The organism is Enterococcus raffinosus (assembly GCF_019175485.1).
Lineage (GTDB): Bacteria > Bacillota > Bacilli > Lactobacillales > Enterococcaceae > Enterococcus_A > Enterococcus_A raffinosus.
The window spans coordinates 2960622-2982829 of record NZ_CP072888.1 but is presented as its reverse complement, the minus strand read 5'-3'; the positions used below and the strand labels follow the sequence as shown (position 1 = coordinate 2982829).

Here is a 22208-nt window from a genome sequence, read left to right as displayed (position 1 = left end):
TTTAATTTTTGTAACATTAATGTAATTTATCTTCGGATCGGTTTTCAAACTTTTAAGAGGGGTGAAGAACTTGGCTGGACACGTAGTAAAATACGGGAAACACCGAGAACGTAGAAGCTTCGCACGAATCAGTGAAGTGTTGGAATTACCGAATTTGATCGAAATTCAAACAGATTCTTATCAATGGTTCTTAGATGAGGGCTTGCGAGAAATGTTTGAAGACATTTTGCCAATTGAAGACTTTAATGGAAACTTGTCACTTGAATTTGTTGACTATGAATTAAAAGAACCTAAATACACGGTAGCAGAGGCTCGTTCACACGACGCAAACTATTCTGCACCATTACATGTGGTCTTACGCTTAGTAAACCGCGAAACAGGCGAAATCAAATCCCAAGAAGTATTCTTTGGTGATTTCCCATTAATGACAGAACAAGGAACCTTTATTATCAATGGTGCGGAACGAGTAATCGTTTCCCAATTGGTTCGTTCTCCTGGTGTGTATTTCCATGGGAAAGTAGATAAAAACGGAAAAGAAGGCTTTGGCTCAACTGTTATCCCTAACCGTGGCGCATGGTTAGAAATGGAAACAGACGCAAAAGACATTTCTTACGTACGGATCGACCGTACTCGTAAAATTCCGTTGACTACGTTAGTTCGTGCCTTAGGTTTTGGTTCAGATGATACAATCTTCGAAATCTTTGGAGAAAGCGAATCATTACGTAACACGATTGAGAAAGACTTGCATAAAAACCCAAGCGATTCTCGTACCGAAGAAGGTTTGAAAGATGTATACGAACGTTTACGTCCAGGTGAACCAAAAACTGCTGACAGCTCTCGTAGCTTGTTAACGGCTCGTTTCTTTGATCCAAAACGTTACGACTTAGCAAATGTTGGTCGTTACAAAGTAAATAAAAAATTAGACCTTAAAACACGTCTATTGAACTTGACCTTGGCTGAAACATTGGTTGATCCTGAAACAGGGGAAATCATCGTTGAAAAAGGAACAGTTTTAACGCATCAAGTAATGGAAGACTTAGGTCCGAAATTAGAAGGCGGCTTGAACTCAGTAACCTACTACCCATCTGAAGATGCGGTTGTAACAGATCCAATGACTGTTCAAGTCATCAAAGTCTTTTCACCAAAAGACCCAGAACGTGAAGTAACAGTGATCGGTAATGCCTATCCGGATTCTTCCGTACGGACAGTTCGTCCTGCTGACATCATCGCTTCAATGAGCTACTTCTTGAACTTGATGGAAGGCATCGGCAATGTCGATGACATCGACCACTTAGGAAACCGTCGTATCCGTTCAGTCGGTGAATTGTTACAAAACCAATTCCGAATCGGCTTAGCCCGTATGGAACGTGTTGTTCGCGAGCGTATGTCAATTCAAGATCAAGAAACCTTGACGCCACAACAATTGATCAACATTCGACCAGTAGTTGCCAGCATCAAAGAATTCTTCGGTTCTTCTCAGTTGTCACAGTTCATGGACCAAACTAACCCATTAGGGGAATTGACCCACAAACGTCGTCTATCTGCCTTAGGACCTGGTGGTTTGACTCGTGACCGCGCTGGTTATGAAGTCCGAGACGTTCACTATTCTCACTATGGTCGTATGTGTCCGATTGAAACGCCCGAAGGTCCAAACATCGGGTTGATCAACAGCTTGGCTTCCTATGCGAAAGTCAACAAGTTTGGTTTCATCGAAACACCGTACCGTCGTGTGGATCGCGCAACTGGTCAAGTAACGGATACCATCGATTATTTAACTGCGGATATCGAGGACCATTACGTAGTTGCCCAAGCAAACAGTAAATTGAACGATGACGGCACCTTCGCTGAAGAAGTCGTTATGGCTCGTGCAACTTCTGAAAACTTGGAAGTAACGATCGATAAAGTGGATTATATGGACGTGTCACCGAAGCAAGTAGTTGCAGTCGCTACCGCTTGTATCCCATTCTTGGAAAACGATGACTCCAACCGTGCCTTGATGGGTGCCAACATGCAGCGTCAAGCTGTGCCATTGATCCAACCTCGTTCTCCATGGGTTGGTACTGGTATGGAATACAAAGCAGCTCATGACTCAGGTGCCGCTTTATTATGTAAAAACGATGGTGTCGTTGAATTCGTTGATGCGCACGAAGTTCGTGTTCGTCGCGACAATGGCGCACTAGATAAATACGACATTACAAAATTCCGTCGTTCAAACTCAGGTACAAGTTACAACCAACGTCCACTCGTTGGATTAGGTGAAAAAGTTGAAGTCGGCGACATTTTAGCTGACGGACCTTCTATGGAAAACGGCGAATTGGCTTTAGGTCAAAACGTTGTCGTAGCCTTCATGACTTGGGAAGGATACAACTATGAAGATGCGATCATCATGAGCCGTCGTTTGGTGAAAGATGATGTGTATACCTCAATCCATATTGAAGAATATGAATCAGAAGCACGTGACACCAAATTAGGACCTGAAGAAATCACTCGCGAAATCCCTAACGTTGGGGAAGACGCATTGAAGAACTTGGACGAAATGGGAATTATCCGCATCGGTGCCGAAGTTCATGATGGTGATTTACTTGTAGGTAAAGTCACTCCTAAAGGGGTAACGGAATTATCTGCTGAAGAACGATTGTTACACGCGATCTTTGGTGAAAAAGCCCGTGAAGTACGTGATACTTCTCTACGTGTGCCTCATGGCGGCGGCGGGATCGTTCATGATGTGAAGATCTTTACCCGTGAAGCAGGCGATGAATTGTCTCCAGGTGTGAATATGTTAGTGCGCGTCTATATCGTGCAAAAACGTAAGATCCATGAAGGGGATAAAATGGCCGGCCGTCACGGAAACAAAGGGGTCGTTTCACGCATCATGCCAGAAGAAGATATGCCATTCTTACCAGACGGCACACCAGTTGATATCATGTTGAATCCACTAGGGGTACCTTCTCGTATGAATATCGGACAAGTACTGGAATTACACTTAGGGATGGCTGCTCGCCAACTAGGTATCCACGTTGCTACACCGGTCTTCGATGGGGCGCAGGATAGCGATGTTTGGGAAACCGTTCGTGAAGCTCGGATGGCGGCAGATGCCAAAACCGTTCTTTATGATGGACGTACCGGAGAACCATTTGATAACCGTATTTCCGTAGGGGTTATGTACATGATCAAATTGGCCCACATGGTCGATGATAAATTGCATGCTCGTTCAATCGGACCATACTCTCTTGTTACGCAACAACCATTGGGTGGTAAAGCACAATTTGGTGGACAACGTTTCGGGGAAATGGAAGTTTGGGCACTGGAAGCTTACGGTGCTGCCTACACGTTACAAGAAATCTTGACTTACAAATCAGATGATGTGGTTGGTCGTGTGAAAACTTACGAAGCCATCGTCAAAGGTGAACCTATTCCAAAACCAGGTGTGCCTGAATCTTTCCGCGTATTGGTGAAAGAATTACAAGCTCTTGGTTTAGATATGCAAGTCTTAGATATCAATGACAAAGAAATCGAGTTGCGAGACATGGATGATGATGATGACGACTTGATCACAGTTGACGCATTGACGAAATATGCCGAACAGCAACAATCTGCAAAAGAAGTCGAAGCGCAAGCAGCTGCTGAAAAAGCCGAACAAAAATCGGATTTGATCCAAGAAATCGAAACTGCTGAAGACTTATAAGAGTCACACTTGTCTGAAGAGGTTGTGTCAGAAGTGTTCAGCTTCAGGAAATGAGAAGGAAGTTCAAAAAAATTGTTTCTCAAATTTGATGAACTTTCGGCTTGTTTCCGAAGAAGCTGCTTCTGGAACACTGTTTATGCATGTGTAAGTCAGCTATCCCCTAGCTGACTTACGATAAAATGAAATGGAGGGAAACCCTTTTGATCGATGTAAATAAATTCGAAAGTATGCAAATAGGTTTGGCTTCTCCTGAAAAAATCAGAAGCTGGTCATACGGTGAAGTAAAAAAACCGGAAACCATTAACTACCGTACATTGAAGCCTGAACGCGAAGGGTTATTCGATGAAAGAATTTTTGGGCCAACCAAAGACTGGGAATGTGCCTGTGGGAAATACAAACGGATCCGTTACAAAGGGATTGTCTGCGACCGTTGTGGTGTTGAAGTCACTCGTTCGAAAGTTCGCCGTGAACGGATGGGTCACATTGAACTAGCAGCTCCTGTTACACATATCTGGTATTTCAAAGGAATTCCTTCTCGGATGGGTCTTGTGCTAGACATGAGTCCACGTGCGTTGGAAGAAATCATCTATTTTGCATCGTATGTCGTAATCGATCCAGGTAATACTAGCCTAGAGAAGAAACAATTATTGACTGAACGTGAATACCGTGAAAAACGTGATCAATACGGTCAAGAATTCCATGCGGCAATGGGTGCCGAAGCTATCAAACAATTATTAGATCAAGTGGACTTAGATGGAGAATCAGCAGAATTAAAAGAAGAATTGAAAACGGCTCAAGGTCAAAAACGTACACGGGCAATCCGTCGTTTAGATGTTTTAGAAGCGTTCCGTTCTTCTGGCAATCAACCAGGCTGGATGGTTATGGATGTTATCCCTGTCATTCCGCCAGATCTACGTCCAATGGTTCAATTAGAAGGGGGTCGTTTTGCGACTTCTGACTTGAACGATCTCTACCGTCGTGTAATCAACCGTAACAACCGTTTGAAACGTTTGTTAGATTTGAATGCACCAAACATCATTGTTCAAAATGAAAAACGAATGCTGCAAGAAGCAGTCGATGCCTTAATCGATAATGGTCGTCGTGGCCGTCCAGTTACTGGACCTGGTAACCGTCCATTGAAATCTTTGTCTCACATGTTGAAAGGGAAACAAGGTCGTTTCCGTCAAAACTTGCTGGGTAAACGTGTCGATTACTCTGCCCGTTCCGTTATCGTTGTTGGACCTTTCTTGAAGATGTATCAATGTGGTCTGCCAAAAGAAATGGCGATCGAATTGTTCAAACCTTTCGTAATGAAAGAATTGGTTCAACGTGAAATTGCTTCAAATATCAAAAACGCAAAACGTAAAATCGAACGTCAAGAAGACGTTGTATGGGATGTCTTGGAAGAAGTAATCAAGGAACATCCAGTATTGCTTAACCGGGCACCTACGTTGCACAGACTAGGTATCCAAGCCTTCGAACCAATCTTAGTAGAAGGTCGCGCGATTCGTCTTCACCCATTAGTATGTGAAGCCTACAATGCCGATTTCGATGGAGACCAAATGGCTGTCCATCTACCACTAGGAGAAGAAGCACAAGCGGAAGCTCGTATGTTGATGTTGGCCGCAACACACATCTTGAACCCTAAAGATGGTAAACCAGTTGTTACCCCATCTCAAGATATGGTCTTGGGGAACTACTACCTAACAATGGAAGAAGAAGGCCGCGAAGGTGAAGGAATGATCTTCCGTGACATGAATGAAGCTGTTTTAGCTTGGCGTAATGGCTACGTTCACTTGCATTCACGTGTGGCTGTTGATCCTAATACTTTAGGCGACAAACCATTCACTGAAGAACAAAAAGAACGTATGCTGATCACGACCGTTGGGAAAATTATTTTCAACGAGATTATGCCGCAAGAATTCCCTTACTTGAACGAACCAACAGATTTCAACTTAACACAATACACCCCTGACAAATACTTTGTCGAAAAGGGTGCAGATATTCCAGCAGCGATTAAGGAACAAGAAATCATCTTGCCATTCAAGAAGAAAAATCTTGGAAACATCATCGCTGAAGTCTTCAAACGTTTCAAAGTCACGGATACATCAATGATGCTTGACCGTATGAAAGACTTAGGCTACAAACATTCAACACATGCTGGTATGACCGTTGGTATCGCAGATATCATGGCGCTGGCAGAAAAACAAGAAATCATCGACAACGCCCACAAACAAGTTGGCACGATCACGAAACAATTCCGTCGCGGGTTGATTACTGACGACGAACGTTATGAACGTGTTATCGCTGTTTGGAATGCGGCAAAAGATGAAATTCAACAACGACTAATGGAATCTTTAGATGCGAAGAACCCAATCTTCATGATGTCTGATTCTGGAGCCCGTGGTAACATCTCCAACTTTACTCAGCTTGCTGGTATGCGTGGACTGATGGCCGCTCCGAATGGACAAATCATGGAATTGCCGATCATCTCAAACTTCCGTGAAGGTCTATCTGTCTTGGAAATGTTTATCTCTACTCACGGGGCTCGTAAAGGGATGACCGATACCGCCTTGAAGACAGCCGATTCAGGTTACTTGACTCGTCGTTTGGTTGACGTTGCCCAAGATGTTATCGTACGTGAAGAAGATTGCGGTACTGACCGCGGGTTGGAAATCTCTGCGATTCGCGAAGGAAACGAAATTATCGAATCATTAGAAGAACGTCTAGTTGGACGTTATACACAAAAATCTGTTATGCATCCTGAAACAGGTGAAGTGTTACTACCTGCAGACGCATTGATTAGTGAAGCAGATGCGAAACGCATCATTGACGCTGGCGTTGAGAAATTAACGATCCGCTCAGTCTTCACATGTAATACGAAACATGGTGTATGTAAACATTGTTACGGACGCAACTTGGCAACTGGCGACGACGTTGAAGTCGGTGAAGCAGTTGGTACCATCGCCGCTCAATCAATCGGTGAACCTGGTACTCAGTTGACCATGCGTACATTCCATACCGGTGGGGTTGCCGGAGACGATATCACACAAGGTCTTCCTCGTGTCCAAGAAATCTTCGAAGCACGTAATCCTAAAGGGTTGGCTGTTATTACCGAAGTAACAGGTGAAGTTGTTGAGATCGCTGAAGATGCAGCAACTCGTACGAAGGAAGTTACCGTTAAGGGTGAAACAGATACTCGTACGTATACAGTTCCTTACACAGCTCGTATGAAAGTCGTTGAAGGGGACATGATTCACCGTGGGGCACAATTAACAGAAGGATCAATCGATCCAAAACACTTGCTGCAAGTTCGCGATGTTATCTCTGTTGAAACGTACCTGTTGCGTGAAGTACAACGTGTTTACCGTATGCAAGGGGTAGAAATCGGCGATAAACATATTGAGGTAATGGTTCGTCAAATGTTGCGTAAAGTCCGCGTAATGGACCCAGGCGACACAGATATCTTGCCAGGTACTTTGCTTGATATTGCTGACTTTAAAGACCAAAACTACAATACTTTGGTTGCTGGTGGCACACCTGCGACATCTCGTCCAGTCTTGCTTGGTATCACCAAAGCATCATTGGAAACAAACAGCTTCTTATCTGCCGCATCATTCCAAGAAACCACTCGTGTGTTGACGGATGCTGCGATCCGCGGTAAGAAAGATCCATTACTTGGATTGAAGGAAAATGTTATCATCGGTAAGATTATCCCTGCCGGTACAGGTATGGCGACATACCGTAACATGGAACCAAAAGAAGTCGTTGTGGCAAGCGAAAATGTTTACAGTATCTCTGATATTGAAGCACAAATGGCTGCTGAAGACGCTTTGAACAATCCATTAAGTTAAGCTACCTATAGAGGAAGACCACAAGATTCAAAAGAATCTTGTGGTCTTTTTATTTTCGCGCTATTATAGGAAGGTATCTGGCGAAATGGTAGCGGTCACTTTGATCAGATATTAAATTTCGTTTAGAGCATAAAAGAAAGACTATTGTCAGAACCGCTTTTGTGAGAAAATGACGGAAACTATTATTAGTACGTAAAATTTTTGAGGTGCTACATGAGCAGAACAAAGAAAATTATTTTGATTGTTGTGGGCGTCATCGTGCTGCTTGTTGGGGCTGCGACGGTTTACCTGCTGAAGGTAAATAGTGATGTGGATCAGGCAATCAGCAAAATGACGAAGAAAGTCAATTATAAAAATACTCGATCAGACACGGTCGATTTAAAAAGCGGTGAACCTTTTTCGATTCTTCTAATGGGGACGGATACAGGTGATAAAGGGCGAACCTATCAAGGGCGTTCTGATTCTATGATGCTGGTAACGATCAATCCAAAGAAAAAGCAAACCATGATGACGAGTTTGGATCGAGATATTTATACTCAGATCGTTGGATATAAGGGTGACGAGAATAATTATGTCGCAAAAGGCGACACCTATTATGACAAGTTGAACGCGGCTTATTCGTTAGGCGGCACGAAGATGGCGATTGAGTCGGTGCAAGAAATGATGGACGTTCCTGTCGATCATTATATCGAGATCAACATGAAGGGTTTGAAGACGTTAGTTGACGCGGTGGGCGGCATCGAGGTTGACAATAAGATTGATTTTACATTAGATGGCGTTCATGTGAAAAAAGGCAAACAAACCTTAGATGGAAGACATGCGTTAGAATATGTACGGATGCGTCATGAAGACCCTAAAGGCGATGTTGGCCGACAAGCACGACAACGAGAGATTTTATCGAAGATCGTCCATAAAATTTTGTCCGTCAATTCTGTCACGAAGTATAAAAAATACCTGCATGCGGTAGAAGATTACGTACGGACTGACCTGAGCTGGAGTGAGATGCTGACGGTCGCAAAGGATTATACTCCAGCAGCTGAGAATATCAAGCAGACCCAAGTAGAAGGCCAGGGCGAAATGATCAACGATATTTACTTCCAAATTTTAGGATTAAATAATTTATTGGAAGAACAAAACCTTGTGAAGAAGCAGCTAGATTTGCCTACGAAGAAAAAGTTACCGAATCTAGACGAGGACGACGACAATCAATTGTTCTTTGATGATAGCGAAGTAGATAAGATCAGTGCAGGCACCCATTATGATTATACTGGGTATGGCAAGATCCTTTATCCCATCGACAAGGATAATTATTAAAGAGAGTAAATGAAGCAGCGGGTATGACAACATTCTTGTCACACCCGCTGTTTTATTTACGTTAAAGATTGAGAAGTCCTTCTTAAGCAGAATCGTTTCATTTTTCTCAAAAATGGTTATGATGAAAGCAAAAGGGGGACGATTTTATGACAGAAGAAAAAGCAATTTTTGCTGGCGGCTGTTTTTGGTGTATGGTGAAGCCGTTTGATCAAATGCCCGGTATCAAAAAAGTAGTTTCAGGCTATACGGGCGGACACATGCCCAATCCAACCTACGAAGAAGTTTGCAGTGGAACAACAGGTCATACTGAAGCAGTGGAGATCACCTTTGATCCAGCAGTGATTTCTTACGAGCAGCTGGTGGAGATTTATTGGCAGCAAACAGATCCAACGGATGCCTTTGGTCAATTTGCGGATCGTGGCGATTCTTATCGTCCAGTGATTTTTTATGCTTCACCTGAACAAAAAGAAGCGGCTGAAGCATCCAAGGCGCGACTTCAGGTAAGTGAGCGCTTCAGTGCACCGATTGTTACAGCAATCGAACCAGCACAGCCCTTTTATCCAGCCGAAGAGTATCATCAAGATTTTTACCAAAAAAATCCTGAGCATTATGCTGCCTATAGCGAAGGCTCTGGTCGACGCGGCTTCATTCGTCAAAATTGGGAAGCGTAATGGCTTTTCAAAAGTAAAACTAAGAGCCCGATAAACAAAAAGGGTAGAAACGGCAGACGCTCTGGGGGATTCTTACGAAGCGCATGAAAGCCGAAAACAACCAACCCGCTCAACGATGCGACAAATAGAAGCTGCAGCAGCTCATAGCCTGATAAAAAGAAGCTCCACAACCCGACCACCCAAAGATCTCCCGAACCTAAGCTGTTTGGGAGAATTTTTTGGCTGAGATAAAAGAGGGCACAAACAGCCACTGGATGGGTCCAATAAATAGGAAAAAGAAAAAATCCGCTAATGAGTAAAAGAATGCCCGTTGCGAAAAAAATTCGCATCTCCACAATCAAATAATCCCAATCGATCACCGCTAAGACTAATGAACTGAACAACCAAAACAAGGTCCAAAGATTGTCCCACTGATATTCCTGTAAAAAAAGCCAACAGAGAAGGCCGCAAAATAATTCCAGCCAGAAGCTGCGTTTCGAAAATTTTCGCCGACAGTGGATACACTGGAATCCTTGAAGCAAAGCAGAGACTAAAGGAATCATTTCGACTGGTCGAAGTCTGTGCTGACAATGGTCACAGTGTGAAGGCGGATAAAGCAGCGATTCGTTTCATGGGACCCGGGTACAAACGACCGCTAAAAAGGACCCGATAACTGTTCCAAAGATGAAATGTAGGATTGTTCTCACCTCCCTTTTTCAATAAGATACGAAAAGCAAGCAAAATTCCAGCATTTTCTTTGTGCTTTTGCCATAATTGTATTATGCTTTTAATGGAAGATAAATTAGGAGGTATGAAGGAATGAAATACGAAAAAACCAAAGAAGTATTGAACCAACTAGTTGCAGACTTGAGTCAAATGTCCATGGTCATTCACCAAACTCACTGGTATATGCGCGGCCCGGGCTTCTTGACATTACACCCAATGATGGACGATTTCATGGATGACGTGAACGATCAATTGGACGAAATTTCAGAACGTTTAATCACATTAGACGGCTCACCTTACTCAACATTACGTGAAATGGCTGACCAAACAAAAATCCCAGACGAAGTAGGACGTTGGGATCGTACAATGGAAGAACGCTTAGCTACGCTTGTTGACGGCTACCGTTACTTAGCAGACCTTTACCAAAAAGGGATCGACGTAACAGGTGAAGAAGGCGATGATCCAACACAAGATATTTTCATCGAATTCAAAACAGCGACTGAAAAACGTATTTGGATGATTCAAGCACATCTAGGAAAAGCGCCTGAAATCGATGCTTAATTCAAAAAAAGGTTCTCATCAATAAGATGAGAACCTCTTTTTTATAGCGCTGGATCAGAATTTAAGCCAATCACACTATCCACGGGAATCGAGATCAAGATGCCCTGCGCGTCACTTTGGAGACCGCATTGCTTGCTGATAGCTTTCATGATCGCCATTTTTTTGTCGTGCTCGACTAAGATGTAGACTATCTCTTTTTCAGGCTGGATACTGATCCCCCATTTTTTCAGAGTTTCTTGAGAATCAAGCCGTCGAGCGTGGACGACCGTTCCGCCAGCCGCGCCAGCTGCAGTAGCGGCCACCATGACCTCCTCGCTGTACCCTTGATTGATGGTGACCATGAGTAAGCTGTGTTTTGCCTCCTGGATCATCTGTTTTTCCTCTCTCTCCATGTGATGTTGAATCTTGTCCTGCATTTCTGAGTCTAAGATTTTCGTGATATAGCTGCTTGCTCCAGAAATAGGGAAAGTAAACGCGCAGCCTCTGTTAGGTTTATGAAGACATAAGCCTTTTCCAAGAGCGGATAATAGACCTGGGACACATTTTTTTAAAACAGGACACATGAAAATCGCTTTTTCGGAGGTGCCTAATCCGAGGTAGTCCATGACCTCGTTTGTCGCCGTTCCTTCTCCGATACATAAATAGTGGACGGGTGTTTTTTCCGCTTCAAAAATAGCATGGGCTTTTTTCTTATCTTTTAAATCTATAATCAATGTCAACATTTGAACAGCCGGTTTATTATGCATCCTCTTCAGTGTCCTCCCATTCTTCGATTTCATTCAATTCATCTATTGTTAACGCCGCATTTTGCGCAGCCTTGCCTTCGCGCCATTTAAAAACAAGCCCCATAATCTGAATAGCGATCAATGGTGTCAATGCGACAAGCGCCACAACACCGAAAGCATCCGCCATAATATTGCCATCCAAAGATTCGCTGACGCCAATACAGAGAGGGAGCAGGAAGGTACTGGTCATTGGTCCGCTTGCAACCCCGCCGGAGTCAAAGGCGATACCGATGAAGATTTTTGGAACAAAGCGGGACAGAAGCAGGGCAATCAGATAGCCTGGGATAATAATCCAATAAATGCTGACGCCTGTGATGGAACGTGTCATCGCCAAGCCCACACTGACTGCCACCCCGATGGAGAGACAGATATTCATGGAAGAAGCGGAGATCGATCCGCCAGTAACATTTTCAACTTGGTGATTCAATACCTGAATGGCTGGTTCGGCCTTTACAATAAAGTAACCGATCAGCATCCCGATAGGAATGAGCAGCCATTTGTATTGGCTAGCCGCTAATTCGCCCCCCAATAAACTGCCGACTGGAGCAAAACCGATGCTCACACCGGTTAGAAAAAGGACCAGCCCAATATATGTGTAGATGAGCCCCACGATCATACGTATGTACTGTCTGTGATGGTACCGACGACTGATAAGCTGAAAGATAAAAAAGAGCAGAGCGATCGGCAGCATCGAAATAAGGACTTCTTTTGCAAAATGCGGCAGCTCAAGCATAAACTCCCGCATGACATCTTGTGTCGTACTGACATCAAGAAACTCTGTAGGCGTATAGGAAGCATCCGTCGGTTGAAAGAAGATGCCTAGTAATAAGACGGCTAGAATGGGCCCGATGCTTGAAATCGCAACTAAACCAAAGCTGTCGTCAGAAGCATTTTTATCGCTTCGCACCGATGCCAACCCGACCCCTAAAGCTAAGATGAAGGGAACGGTGATCGGACCTGTAGTAGCCCCACCTGAATCGAAGGCGACAGGGACAAAATCGTTTGGTGTAAGAAAAGAAAGTAAGATTACCAACAAGTATAGCACCATCAGTAAGAGGGATAAATTGATTTTGAATAAAATTCGCAAGACAGCGATGGTCAAACAAATCCCCACGCCGATCGCCACCGTCCAAACCAGTAAATTACTGGGGATCGCCGGCATTTGATCGGCCAATACTTGTAAATCAGGCTCTGCGATCGTAATAACCGCGCCGATAATAAAAACACTGAAAGCTAGTAGTCCGATTTTTTTACTTTTTGAGAGCTGGATCCCCATCCCTTCACCGAGAGGGGTCATGGACATTTCCGCCCCCAGCTGGAAAAAGCCCATCCCGATAATAAGCATCACTGCCCCCATGAGAAACATAGCAAAGGTTCCAATCTCCATTGGAACAAGAAAAACACTTACCAGCAGCACCGTGATCGTAATCGGCAAGACTGCGGATAACGATTCAGAAATATTTTCTTTTAATTTTTGATTCATCGTTTCACTCCTTTTTCTGTTTTGGACAGAGGAATGTTGGTTTGCATCCAAAAACTGTAGGTCCTCTTTGTTGACTACAGCAATTTTTAATTATCCGTCACACGCAGCGCATAGGAATCCAGCAGAATCCGTGCAATAATCTGCAGCGGCAGGCGTGAGCGCACTTCGTAATCGGGAAAATAGGAGCCTTCAGACTTGAAGCCGACCAAGGCGATCTCGCAATAATTCATCAGACTAGAGGTGTTGTTCGCTGTTAGCAGGATAGAGCCGATCTCCGCGTCGTAGCAGTTTTTAGCGGCGACGACCAGCTCCTTCGTCTCACCGTTTAGAGAGATAAAAATGACGATGTCCTGTTTGGTCAGTTTTCGACTGATATTTTTAATAATTTCCGGATCGGTATGCATTTGACAATTTTTTCCGATCAATTGGAATTTCACCATCATTTCCTGACCGATCATCTCCGAAAAGCCTCGCGCAAAGATAAATACCCGATCCGCGAATTTTATTTTTTGGATCGCATCCTCGATATTGCCGATTTTCATCATATTAATTGTTCGAACAACCTCTTGCTCATTTTTTAAAATCGCTCGTCGAATGCCCTCATCGACTTTATCTAAGGAAGAGAAGTTGATGTTTTTGTTCTCCTGTTCTTTTAAATGGTGTTTGAACGCAGTGAAGCCTTCATAGCCTTTCTTTTTCATCGTTCGCACAATCGTAGCCGTAGAAACATTGGCCTGCTCGCTCAGCTTGACGATGGAGTAATTAGGGACTTCAAGAATATGGCTTTCAATATAGTCCCAGAGGTATTGCTCCGTTTCGCTTAATTTGTGATCCATTGTTTTACTAACCCTCTTTCAGCATCACGTTATATAAAAAGTATCACGTTTCATAAAAAGATGTAAAGCTTTTCAATGAATTAGCGAAAATATGAAAACCTTTTCGGTGTGGAACGTTGCATAATAGGCTCAAGGAGGTCGTCACTCATGTCTATCTATACATGCACTATGAATTTAGCCATTGATCTATTTATTGAAACAGACACCATGGATCCTTTTGTCGTGAATCGAACGAAGGATGATGATATCCAAGCAAACGGAAAAGGCGTGAATGTTTCCCTCGTCTTAAAAATGCTGGGAATTCCAACGACGGCATTGGGTTTTCGCGCAGGGTTCACTGGAAACTATATAGAAGATTATTTACAGGAAAAAGCGATTCAAACAGATTTTATTGAAGTTCCGGGGATGACTCGCATCAATGTCTTCACACAAGTCAATCAAACAGAGGAGGAATACAAATTAGTCAATCAAGGGCCGGAGATCCCACCTGAAAAGGTGCAGGCCTTTTTGGATCAGATCAGGAATTTACAGGCGCAGGATTATCTATGTATCTCAGGAAGTTTGCCACGAGGTGTAGCGCCTACGATTTTGGTCGAGATCAGTCGAATCTGCGAAGAACGCGGCATTCATTTGATCATTGACAGCAGCTATCAAGAAGTCATGTACTGTTTGCCTTACCACCCGTTTTTACTGAAGCCAAATGAAGAAGAGCTGGCGTCCTGGTTTGGACAAGTCATTGATACAGAGGAGGCTTATTTATTTTATGGGCAGCAATTGTTAGCAGCCGGCGCGCAAAATGTGTTGTTGTCACTTGGCGGAGAAGGAGCCATTTTTTTCACGCAAGATAAAATTATTCGAGGAAATTCGCCAAAGGGAAAAGTAGTCAACACGGCCTGTGCAGGGGATACCTTATTGGGAACCTTTTTAGCTGGTCATTTAAGCCAGCAGCCGCTGGAGGAAACATTGCGTAAAAGCTTAGCGGCTGGCAGCTCGACAGCCTTTCGTAAAGGTCTGACAGATTTTTTAGATGTAGAAGCCTTAAGTAAACAAATTGAAATCAAAGAAGAGAGGGTAAAATCATGGGAAATTATCAATTAATCGCAGCAACAGGGTGTCCGACAGGCATTGCTCATACTTATATGGCACAGGAAGCATTGGAGCAGGCGGCGAAGAAAAAGGGCGTGACGATCAAAGTTGAAACACACGGACAGATCGGGGTCGAAAATGAATTAACCGCAGAAGAAATCAAGAATGCGGAGGCCGTGATTATCGCGGCAGATAAGGATGTCCATCCAGAACGATTTGCAGGCAAACGAATCATTGATGTTTCTGTGAGTACGGGGATTAAGGATGCCGAGCGCTTGATTGATGATGCATTAGCCGGCAAAGGGTCGATCGCCGCAGAGAATCATTCGGTGGATGCGTTAGAGCAGGAAACAGGAAGCGGTACGAGTTTTGGTCGCAGCATTTATAAAAACCTGATGAATGGTGTTTCCCATATGCTGCCGTTTGTTGTTGCCGGAGGGGTTTTGATCGCCATCTCCTTTGCTGTCTGGGGAATCTATTCCTTTGATCCAGAGAATGCCCAGTATAACGCGACAGCCGCGATGTTAAAAGCTGTCGGTGATGCGGCGATGGGGATGATGGTTCCCGTATTAGCCGCGTATATCGCAGAGGGAATCGCGAAACGACCAGGGCTAGTTGTAGGTTTTGTCGGCGGGATCGTCGCAATGAATGGCGGTACTGGATTTTTAGGCGGGATTTTAGCCGGGTTTCTAGCGGGATACTTCATTTTATTCCTGCAAAAAGTTTTAGAGGTGCTGCCAAAACAGCTAGACGGTTTGAAAGCCATCTTCTTGTATCCAGTCATTGGTGTAGCGGTGATCGGGATCGTGATGTCTTTACTCGCTGGACCGATGAAGGCTGTAAATGAAGGCATGATGAGCTTTTTAGCTGGCTTTGAACATTCGAATCCTTTAGTCCTTGGGGTGATCGTTGGCTGTATGTGTGCCTTTGATATGGGTGGTCCGATCAATAAGGCAGCCTATGTAACAGGAACGGCATTATTAGCGCAAGGAAATACGACCTTTATGGCAGGCGTCTCAGCAGCTTGTATCGCACCGCCGTTGATCACAGGATTCGCGACCTTATTCTTTGGAAAATATTTCGATACGAATGATCGCAATGCGGGTCTAGTCAACTTCATTTTAGGCTCTACCCATATTACAGAAGGTGCGATCCCATTTGCGGCAAAGGACCCGATTCGCGTATTGCCAACGATGATGCTAGGTTCGTCCATTGCGGCTGTTTTAACGTATATGTTTGGTGTGCAAGTACCAGCACCTCATGGCGGCTTCTTAGTATTACCAGTCGTGACAGGGAAATTCCAATGGGTGTTCTCGATTCTCATCGGTTCAATTATCGGCGGAGTCATTTTGGGATTGATTCAAAAGAGCAGTGTCGCTGCGAAAGAGAAAAAAGCCAATGCGGAACAAGCAGATAAATCAGCCATCGCAGAATAAGGAGAGAACGAGCATGGGGATCATTCAAGAAGAAAACATCTTTTTACATCAATCACTGTCTACTCAAAAAGAAGCCTTTGAATTTTTAGCGAGACAAGCTGTGGCTTTAGGCATTTCAGCCGATGAGCAGCAGGTGTATCAGAAATTAGTCGCACGGGAAAATGAAGGAACGACCGGTATGATGGACGGCTTCGCGATTCCACATGCGAAGGATCAGTCGATCAAAGAACCCAGCATCCTCATTGTTACGCTGGATCAGGGAATCGAGTGGAACAGCATGGATGGTCAGCGGATTAACTTTGTCATCGCGTTGTTTATTCCTGATTCAGAGGCGGGAACGACCCATTTGAAATTATTATCCGCGGTCGCTCGGCTGTTGATGCGAAACGAAGTGACGGAACAGTTGAAAGTGGCGCAAACAAAAACGGAAATCGCAACATTACTAAATGAAAAAATAGGTGAGAATGAATGAAGACAATCAGTGCAGGAAAGAAGAAGTATTTAGATCAACTGACAAATGAGGCGGGAATCATTGGTGCGCTAGCGATCGATCAACGGGGCGCCTTGAAGAAAATGATCGGCAAATACAAGGAAGCAACGACAGATGATATCATCCAATTCAAGGAGCTGGTTTCTCAGGAGTTAACGCCCTATGCGTCGGCTATTTTGTTAGATCCAGAATATGGTCTGCCTGCCGCGGACGTGCGGGACGCCCATTGCGGACTGCTGTTGGCCTATGAAAAAACCGGCTACGACGCGACAACTCCTGGGCGTTTGCCCGATGTATTAAACGTTTGGTCAGTCCAGCGCCTGAAAGAAGCCGGTGCCGATGCCTGCAAATTCCTGCTCTATTACGATGTGGATGAGCCAGAAGCAATCAATGAGCAAAAGCGGGCGTATATGGAGCGGATCGGTTCTGAATGTACCGCAGAAGATATTCCTTTCTTTTTAGAAATTGTGTCCTATGATGCCAAGATCGCAGATGCCTCATCCTTGGACTACGCGAAGGTGAAGCCCCGCAAAGTGATTGAAGCGATGCGGGAATTTTCTAAGGAACGTTATCAAGTGGATGTTTTAAAGGTAGAGGTCCCGGTAAACATGAACTTTGTTGAAGGCTATGGTCAAGAAGTCTGCTACAGCCAATCAGAGGCTGCGGCTTACTTCAAAGATCAATCAGAGGCCACAGATCTGCCATTTATTTTCTTAAGCGCCGGCGTCAGTGCAGCGCTGTTCCAAGAAACCTTACGCTTCGCGAAACAAGCGGGCTCAACCTTTAATGGGGTACTTTGTGGACGAGCAACTTGGGCGAATGGAGTAGAGCCCTTTGTAAAAGAGGGCGAAGAACAAGCAGTTGCCTGGTTATCCGAAGAAGGCAGACGAAACATTGAAGAATTAAATGCGGTATTAAAGGAAACTGCCACTTCTGTTTATACGAATGCATAAGAAAAACGACTGCCTGTAGCGGGCAGTCGTTTTTAATGTCTTATAAGGCTTCTTTCGCCAAATCAATTTGTTTTTTGACTTGGTCGAAGCCAGTACCGCCTAGAGAATGCCGACGTGTGACAGCCGTTTTAGAAGACAAGGTGTCGTAGATGTCCTCTTCGATCACAGAATGGATAGCTTGATATTCTTCTAACGGCACATCCTGCAGGAAAATCCCTTTTTGGGTGCAGGCCAAGACCAATTTCCCAACGATCTCATGGGCTTGGCGGAAAGGGATGCCCTTCGCCGCTAAATAATCCGCCAGCTCCGTCGCATTAGAGAAATCTTTTTCTGTCGCATCGTGCATAGTCTGGGTATGGACCTTCATGGTATCAATCATCCCGGCCATGATGTCTAAGCTAGTCGCTACCGTATGGACTGTATCGAACATACCTTCTTTGTCTTCTTGCAGGTCCTTGTTATAAGCCAACGGCAATCCTTTAATGACGGTTAATAAACCAATCAAATCACCGAAGACACGGCCAGATTTTCCACGGATCAATTCTGCCATGTCCGGGTTTTTCTTTTGGGGCATAATGGAGCTGCCCGTCGAAAACGTATCGGTTAATTCAATAAATTTAAACTCATGGCTGCACCATAGAATGATCTCTTCACAGAAACGAGAGAGATGCATCATTAAGATCGAGCTGTTGCTTAAAAATTCAAGAATGAAATCCCGATCGCTGACCCCATCAAGACTGTTTATATAAATATCCGCAAAGCCCAGTTCGTCCGCGGTCATTTGACGATCAATCGGAAAAGTCGTGCCCGCAAGCGCCGCGCAGCCTAACGGAGAGATATCCACCCGCTTAAGACTTTCCTCAAGCCGTGCCTGATCCCGCGTCAGCATCCCGTAATAGGCCATTAAATGATGCCCAAAGGAAATCGGCTGCGCATGCTGCAGATGGGTATAGCCCGGCATGATCGTTTCGACATGTTCTTCGGCTTTATTGACTAGGACCGCACGAAAATGATGAACCTTCTCGATAATCTCAGCCAAATGCTCCTTCAAGTATAAATGCATGTCGGTAGCGACTTGGTCGTTTCTGCTGCGAGCGGTGTGAAGCTTGCCGGCGACAGGTCCAATCTCGTCATGAAGCATTTTCTCCAAGTTCAAATGAATGTCTTCATTTTCAATCGTAAAGGTTAATTCATTCTTCGCCGCTTTTTCTGCTAATATAGTTAATCCCGAAGTGATTTGCTGCGCCTCTTCTTTGGTGATGATACCTGTTTCCCCAAGCATTTTAACATGAGCCAAACTACCGGTAATGTCTTGTGTCGCTAATTGCTGGTCAAAGGGGATGGAAGCCCCAAATGCGTCGATCCAGGCCTCATTTTTGCCATCAAAACGCCCGCCCCAAAGTTTTGCCATAATAGTTGTCCTCGCTTTTCTTTTATAATCAGTATATAAGAAGTGGATTGCTAAAAAAAGACCGACTAGTCGGTCTTTTTCAGCGAAGTATCACACTTTTCTTTTTCTAGCATGCAGGCTAGCTCTCTTCGACAATAAGCGAAAATTTTGAGAAGTCTGAAGAGCGACTTATCAAAATTTTTGTCTTATTGCTCAAGAGCTGAACGAGCCTGCGTAGCTTTTAGTCTAGGGAGGAGGCATCTTCTCAGATACCTCAGGATGAAAACATTGCTGGTTTCCTTATTTCCTGACCGGAAAAGAAACTCTCCTAAGAGCAATGGCAAGATGTGAAACCGGACGGCCTTATTTACCGGCAAGTAAAAGCCGCCTCACATCTGGTTTCTCTTGCAATTTCATTAAATACTCGGTTGTTTATTCTCAGCCTGAATTTCAGCGTGTACCTTTGTTGGCAAGCCCCATAATTTAATGAAGCCGATCGCTGCATCTTGATCGAAGGTATCAGCAGACGTGTATGTCGCCAAGTTTTCGTTGTATAAGCTGTTGTCAGATTTACGTCCTTCAACGATGACATTGCCTTTGAAGAGTTTTACACGCAATACGCCGTTCACGACTTCTTGGGATTGTTTCAAGAAGGCGATTAACGCGTCCATCGTCGGGTTGAACCACAGTCCGTCATAGATCATTTGGCAAAGCTGTTGCTCAATAACTGGTTTGAAATGCGCCATCTCACGAACAAAGGTCAGATCTTCCAATTCTTTATGCGCCTTCATCAATACTTCCGCACCGGGACATTCGTAAACTTCACGCGATTTGATGCCCACTAGACGATTTTCAATATGATCGATTCTGCCGATGCCATGTACGCCGGCGATCGTGTTCAGTTTCATGATTAATGTCGCTAAAGATAATTCTTCCCCATCTAACGCTGTCGGCACCCCTTTTTCAAAGGTGATCTCAACGATCGTTGGTTTGTCTGGTGTATCTTCTAATTCAGCAGTAATGGCATAAGCTCCAGCGGGCGGAGTAGCCCAAGGATCTTCTAAGATGCCGCATTCGCAGGCACGTCCCCATAAGTTTTGGTCGATGGAGTAAGGATTGTCTAAATCCGCTGGGATCGGCACGCCTTTTTCAGCTGCGTAGTTGATTTCCTCTTCACGAGACCATTTCCATTCACGGACTGGCGCGATGATCTTCAAGTTGGGATCAAGGGCAGCGATGGAAACTTCAAAACGAACTTGGTCGTTTCCTTTTCCAGTACAGCCATGAGCGATGGTCGTTGCTCCTGTCTGATGTGCTAACTCCACTAATTTTTTCGAAATCAATGGACGAGACAATGCTGAAACTAATGGGTAAGAATTTTCATAGTAGGTATTGCCTTGCAGCGCAATTAATACGAAGTCTTGCGAAAATTCTTCACGCGCATCAATGGCATAAGATTCAATCGCACCAACTTGCAGTGCTTTCTTCTTAATAAATTCAGTGTCGCGGCCTTCTCCAATATCCAAACAGCAGGCAATCACGTCGTATCCTTCATCGACGAGCCATTTGATTGAGACTGAAGTATCTAGACCACCTGAGTATGCTAAAATCACTTTTTCTTTCATCCTGATTGCTCCCTTATCGCTTTTTCATTAAAATCTAATTAATGTGTTGAAGCAATATTAGCATCGTAAAATACAAAAAGCAAGCACTTTTTAAATATTTATGCAAAATAATTTTAAAAATACGTTTCTTTATTCAGTTTAGTGTGTATACTAGCATTCATTTTGTATAGTAGAAACACGCAGTGTAAATGAAAAGAATTTGCGTTTTCAAAGAGAAAAACATTGACATGCCAAGGCTTAGCAAGTATTATGGTAAATGGTATTGTTTGCCCCACGAGAGCCCCGGAAACTCAAGTGTTTGTCAAACATTCGAAATCGAAATTGGAGGAAAAAAACGTGCGTACAACATATATGGCTAAGCCAGGCGAAGTAGAACGTAAATGGTACGTAGTAGACGCAACTGATGTTCCTTTAGGACGTCTTTCAACAGTTGTTGCATCTGTACTACGCGGCAAAAATAAACCAACATTCACACCACATGTAGATACTGGTGATTTTGTAATTGTAATCAATGCAGATCAAGTTAAATTAACAGGTAAAAAGGCAACTGACAAGATTTACTACCGTCACTCAAACTTCCCTGGTGGATTGAAATCAGTCTCAGCAGGCGAATTGCGTGCTAAAAATTCTCGCCGTTTGGTCGAAACTTCTGTTAAAGGTATGCTTCCTAAGAACACTTTAGGTCGCGCTCAAGGCATGAAACTTCACGTATACGGTGGAGCAGAACATCCACATGCAGCACAACAACCAGAAGTCTTAGACATCACAAACTTAATTTAATAGGAGGGAAATTCATTGGCACAAGTTCAATATAGCGGCACAGGCCGTCGTAAAAATGCAGTTGCTCGCGTACGTTTAGTACCAGGAACTGGTAAAATTACTGTAAATAAAAAAGACGTTGAAGAATATATCCCACATGCTGACCTACGTTTAGTAATCAACCAACCATTTGGCGTTACTGAAACAGCAGGTTCATACGATGTATTCGTAAACGTAAACGGTGGGGGCTACGCAGGTCAAGCCGGCGCTATCCGTCACGGTATCTCACGCGCTTTATTAGAAGTAGATCCTGATTTCCGCGCACCATTAAAACGCGCTGGATTACTTACACGTGATTCACGTATGGTTGAACGTAAAAAACCAGGTCTTAAGAAAGCACGTAAAGCTTCACAATTCTCAAAACGTTAATATATTTTATATATCGACATTTCAAGGCACTTTCCATTTTGGAAGGTGTCTTTTTTTTGACTGAACAAAAGAGAAAGCCATTTCTACCAAACTATTCATATGAATACAATTTGCATATCGCATTATTTTATGAGATTCTTACTTTG

Annotated in this window: 17 protein-coding genes and 1 pseudogene; 11 read left to right on the top strand and 7 right to left on the bottom strand. The window is 44.0% G+C overall.

What is annotated here, in order from left to right:
• Nucleotides 1-70: 70 nt before the first annotated feature.
• The 4 genes from rpoB (at nt 71) to msrA (ending at nt 9524) form a co-directional block, all read left to right on the top strand.
• Nucleotides 71-3685: a DNA-directed RNA polymerase subunit beta gene (gene rpoB / locus J9537_RS14530; RefSeq protein ID WP_010744340.1), complete on the top strand. Its 3615-nt coding sequence runs from the start codon at nt 71-73 to the stop codon at nt 3683-3685.
• 200 nt (nt 3686-3885) lie between these two features.
• Nucleotides 3886-7539 (top strand): DNA-directed RNA polymerase subunit beta', encoded by a 3654-nt coding sequence (rpoC, locus tag J9537_RS14525; RefSeq protein ID WP_010744341.1) that lies wholly within the window; start codon nt 3886-3888, stop codon nt 7537-7539.
• 213 nt (nt 7540-7752) lie between these two features.
• Entirely contained in the window at nt 7753-8853 is a 1101-nt protein-coding gene (locus J9537_RS14520) for an LCP family protein (RefSeq protein ID WP_010744342.1), read from the top strand.
• Between the two features lie 146 nt (nt 8854-8999).
• Nucleotides 9000-9524 (top strand): peptide-methionine (S)-S-oxide reductase MsrA, encoded by a 525-nt coding sequence (msrA, locus tag J9537_RS14515; protein WP_218256236.1) that lies wholly within the window; start codon nt 9000-9002, stop codon nt 9522-9524.
• On the opposite strand, the gene J9537_RS14510 is transcribed toward msrA, so the two are convergent.
• Both J9537_RS14510 and J9537_RS20880 read right to left on the bottom strand, forming a co-directional pair.
• Complete coding sequence (locus J9537_RS14510; RefSeq protein ID WP_245001261.1) at nt 9506-9907, bottom strand: prepilin peptidase; 402 nt, start codon at nt 9905-9907, stop codon at nt 9506-9508. The two genes, msrA and J9537_RS14510, sit on opposite strands and share 19 nt — an antisense overlap.
• Nucleotides 9908-9958: 51 nt before the next feature.
• A pseudogene (locus J9537_RS20880) lies at nt 9959-10123 on the bottom strand (prepilin peptidase); the annotation flags it as partial.
• A 199-nt stretch (nt 10124-10322) separates the two neighbouring features.
• On the opposite strand from J9537_RS20880, the gene J9537_RS14505 reads away from it, so the two are divergent.
• Nucleotides 10323-10790 (top strand): Dps family protein, encoded by a 468-nt coding sequence (locus J9537_RS14505; RefSeq protein WP_010744344.1) that lies wholly within the window; start codon nt 10323-10325, stop codon nt 10788-10790.
• Nucleotides 10791-10831: 41 nt separating this feature from the next.
• Here J9537_RS14505 and J9537_RS14500 read toward each other — a convergent pair whose 3' ends face one another.
• From J9537_RS14500 to J9537_RS14490, 3 genes are all read right to left on the bottom strand, one after another.
• Nucleotides 10832-11536 (bottom strand): transposase, encoded by a 705-nt coding sequence (locus J9537_RS14500; protein ID WP_218256235.1) that lies wholly within the window; start codon nt 11534-11536, stop codon nt 10832-10834.
• Nucleotides 11529-13058, bottom strand: a complete 1530-nt coding sequence (locus tag J9537_RS14495) for a DUF1538 domain-containing protein (protein ID WP_218256234.1) — start codon at nt 13056-13058, stop codon at nt 11529-11531. Before J9537_RS14495 ends, J9537_RS14500 begins: the two co-directional genes overlap by 8 nt.
• Before the next feature lie 86 nt (nt 13059-13144).
• Nucleotides 13145-13894, bottom strand: a complete 750-nt coding sequence (locus J9537_RS14490) for a MurR/RpiR family transcriptional regulator (RefSeq protein ID WP_218256233.1) — start codon at nt 13892-13894, stop codon at nt 13145-13147.
• Nucleotides 13895-14041: 147 nt separating this feature from the next.
• Between J9537_RS14490 and pfkB the strand changes: the two genes are divergently transcribed.
• Genes pfkB through lacD form a run of 4 tightly spaced genes read left to right on the top strand, consistent with a single transcriptional unit; the run spans nt 14042 to nt 17859 of the window.
• Complete coding sequence (gene pfkB, locus J9537_RS14485) at nt 14042-14992, top strand: 1-phosphofructokinase (RefSeq protein WP_218256232.1); 951 nt, start codon at nt 14042-14044, stop codon at nt 14990-14992.
• Nucleotides 14974-16416: a PTS fructose transporter subunit IIC gene (locus J9537_RS14480; protein ID WP_218256231.1), complete on the top strand. Its 1443-nt coding sequence runs from the start codon at nt 14974-14976 to the stop codon at nt 16414-16416. Before pfkB ends, J9537_RS14480 begins: the two co-directional genes overlap by 19 nt.
• 13 nt (nt 16417-16429) lie before the next feature.
• Nucleotides 16430-16888, top strand: a complete 459-nt coding sequence (locus J9537_RS14475; protein ID WP_218256230.1) for a PTS sugar transporter subunit IIA — start codon at nt 16430-16432, stop codon at nt 16886-16888.
• Nucleotides 16885-17859, top strand: coding sequence for a tagatose-bisphosphate aldolase (gene lacD, locus J9537_RS14470; protein ID WP_218256229.1), 975 nt, complete (start codon nt 16885-16887; stop codon nt 17857-17859). Before J9537_RS14475 ends, lacD begins: the two co-directional genes overlap by 4 nt.
• A 40-nt stretch (nt 17860-17899) precedes the next feature.
• Here lacD and argH read toward each other — a convergent pair whose 3' ends face one another.
• Together argH and J9537_RS14460 are read right to left on the bottom strand one after the other, a co-directional pair.
• Nucleotides 17900-19270: an argininosuccinate lyase gene (gene argH, locus J9537_RS14465; protein ID WP_218256228.1), complete on the bottom strand. Its 1371-nt coding sequence runs from the start codon at nt 19268-19270 to the stop codon at nt 17900-17902.
• Between the two features lie 395 nt (nt 19271-19665).
• On the bottom strand, nt 19666-20874 hold the full coding sequence (locus tag J9537_RS14460; RefSeq protein ID WP_010744353.1) for an argininosuccinate synthase: 1209 nt from the start codon (nt 20872-20874) through the stop codon (nt 19666-19668).
• A 351-nt stretch (nt 20875-21225) separates the two neighbouring features.
• Here J9537_RS14460 and rplM point away from each other — a divergent pair, with 351 nt between their 5' ends.
• Both rplM and rpsI read left to right on the top strand, forming a co-directional pair.
• Nucleotides 21226-21654 (top strand): 50S ribosomal protein L13, encoded by a 429-nt coding sequence (gene rplM, locus J9537_RS14455; RefSeq protein ID WP_192926194.1) that lies wholly within the window; start codon nt 21226-21228, stop codon nt 21652-21654.
• A 15-nt stretch (nt 21655-21669) separates the two neighbouring features.
• Nucleotides 21670-22062: a 30S ribosomal protein S9 gene (rpsI, locus tag J9537_RS14450; protein WP_010744355.1), complete on the top strand. Its 393-nt coding sequence runs from the start codon at nt 21670-21672 to the stop codon at nt 22060-22062.
• The last annotated feature ends 146 nt before the right edge of the window (nt 22063-22208 follow it).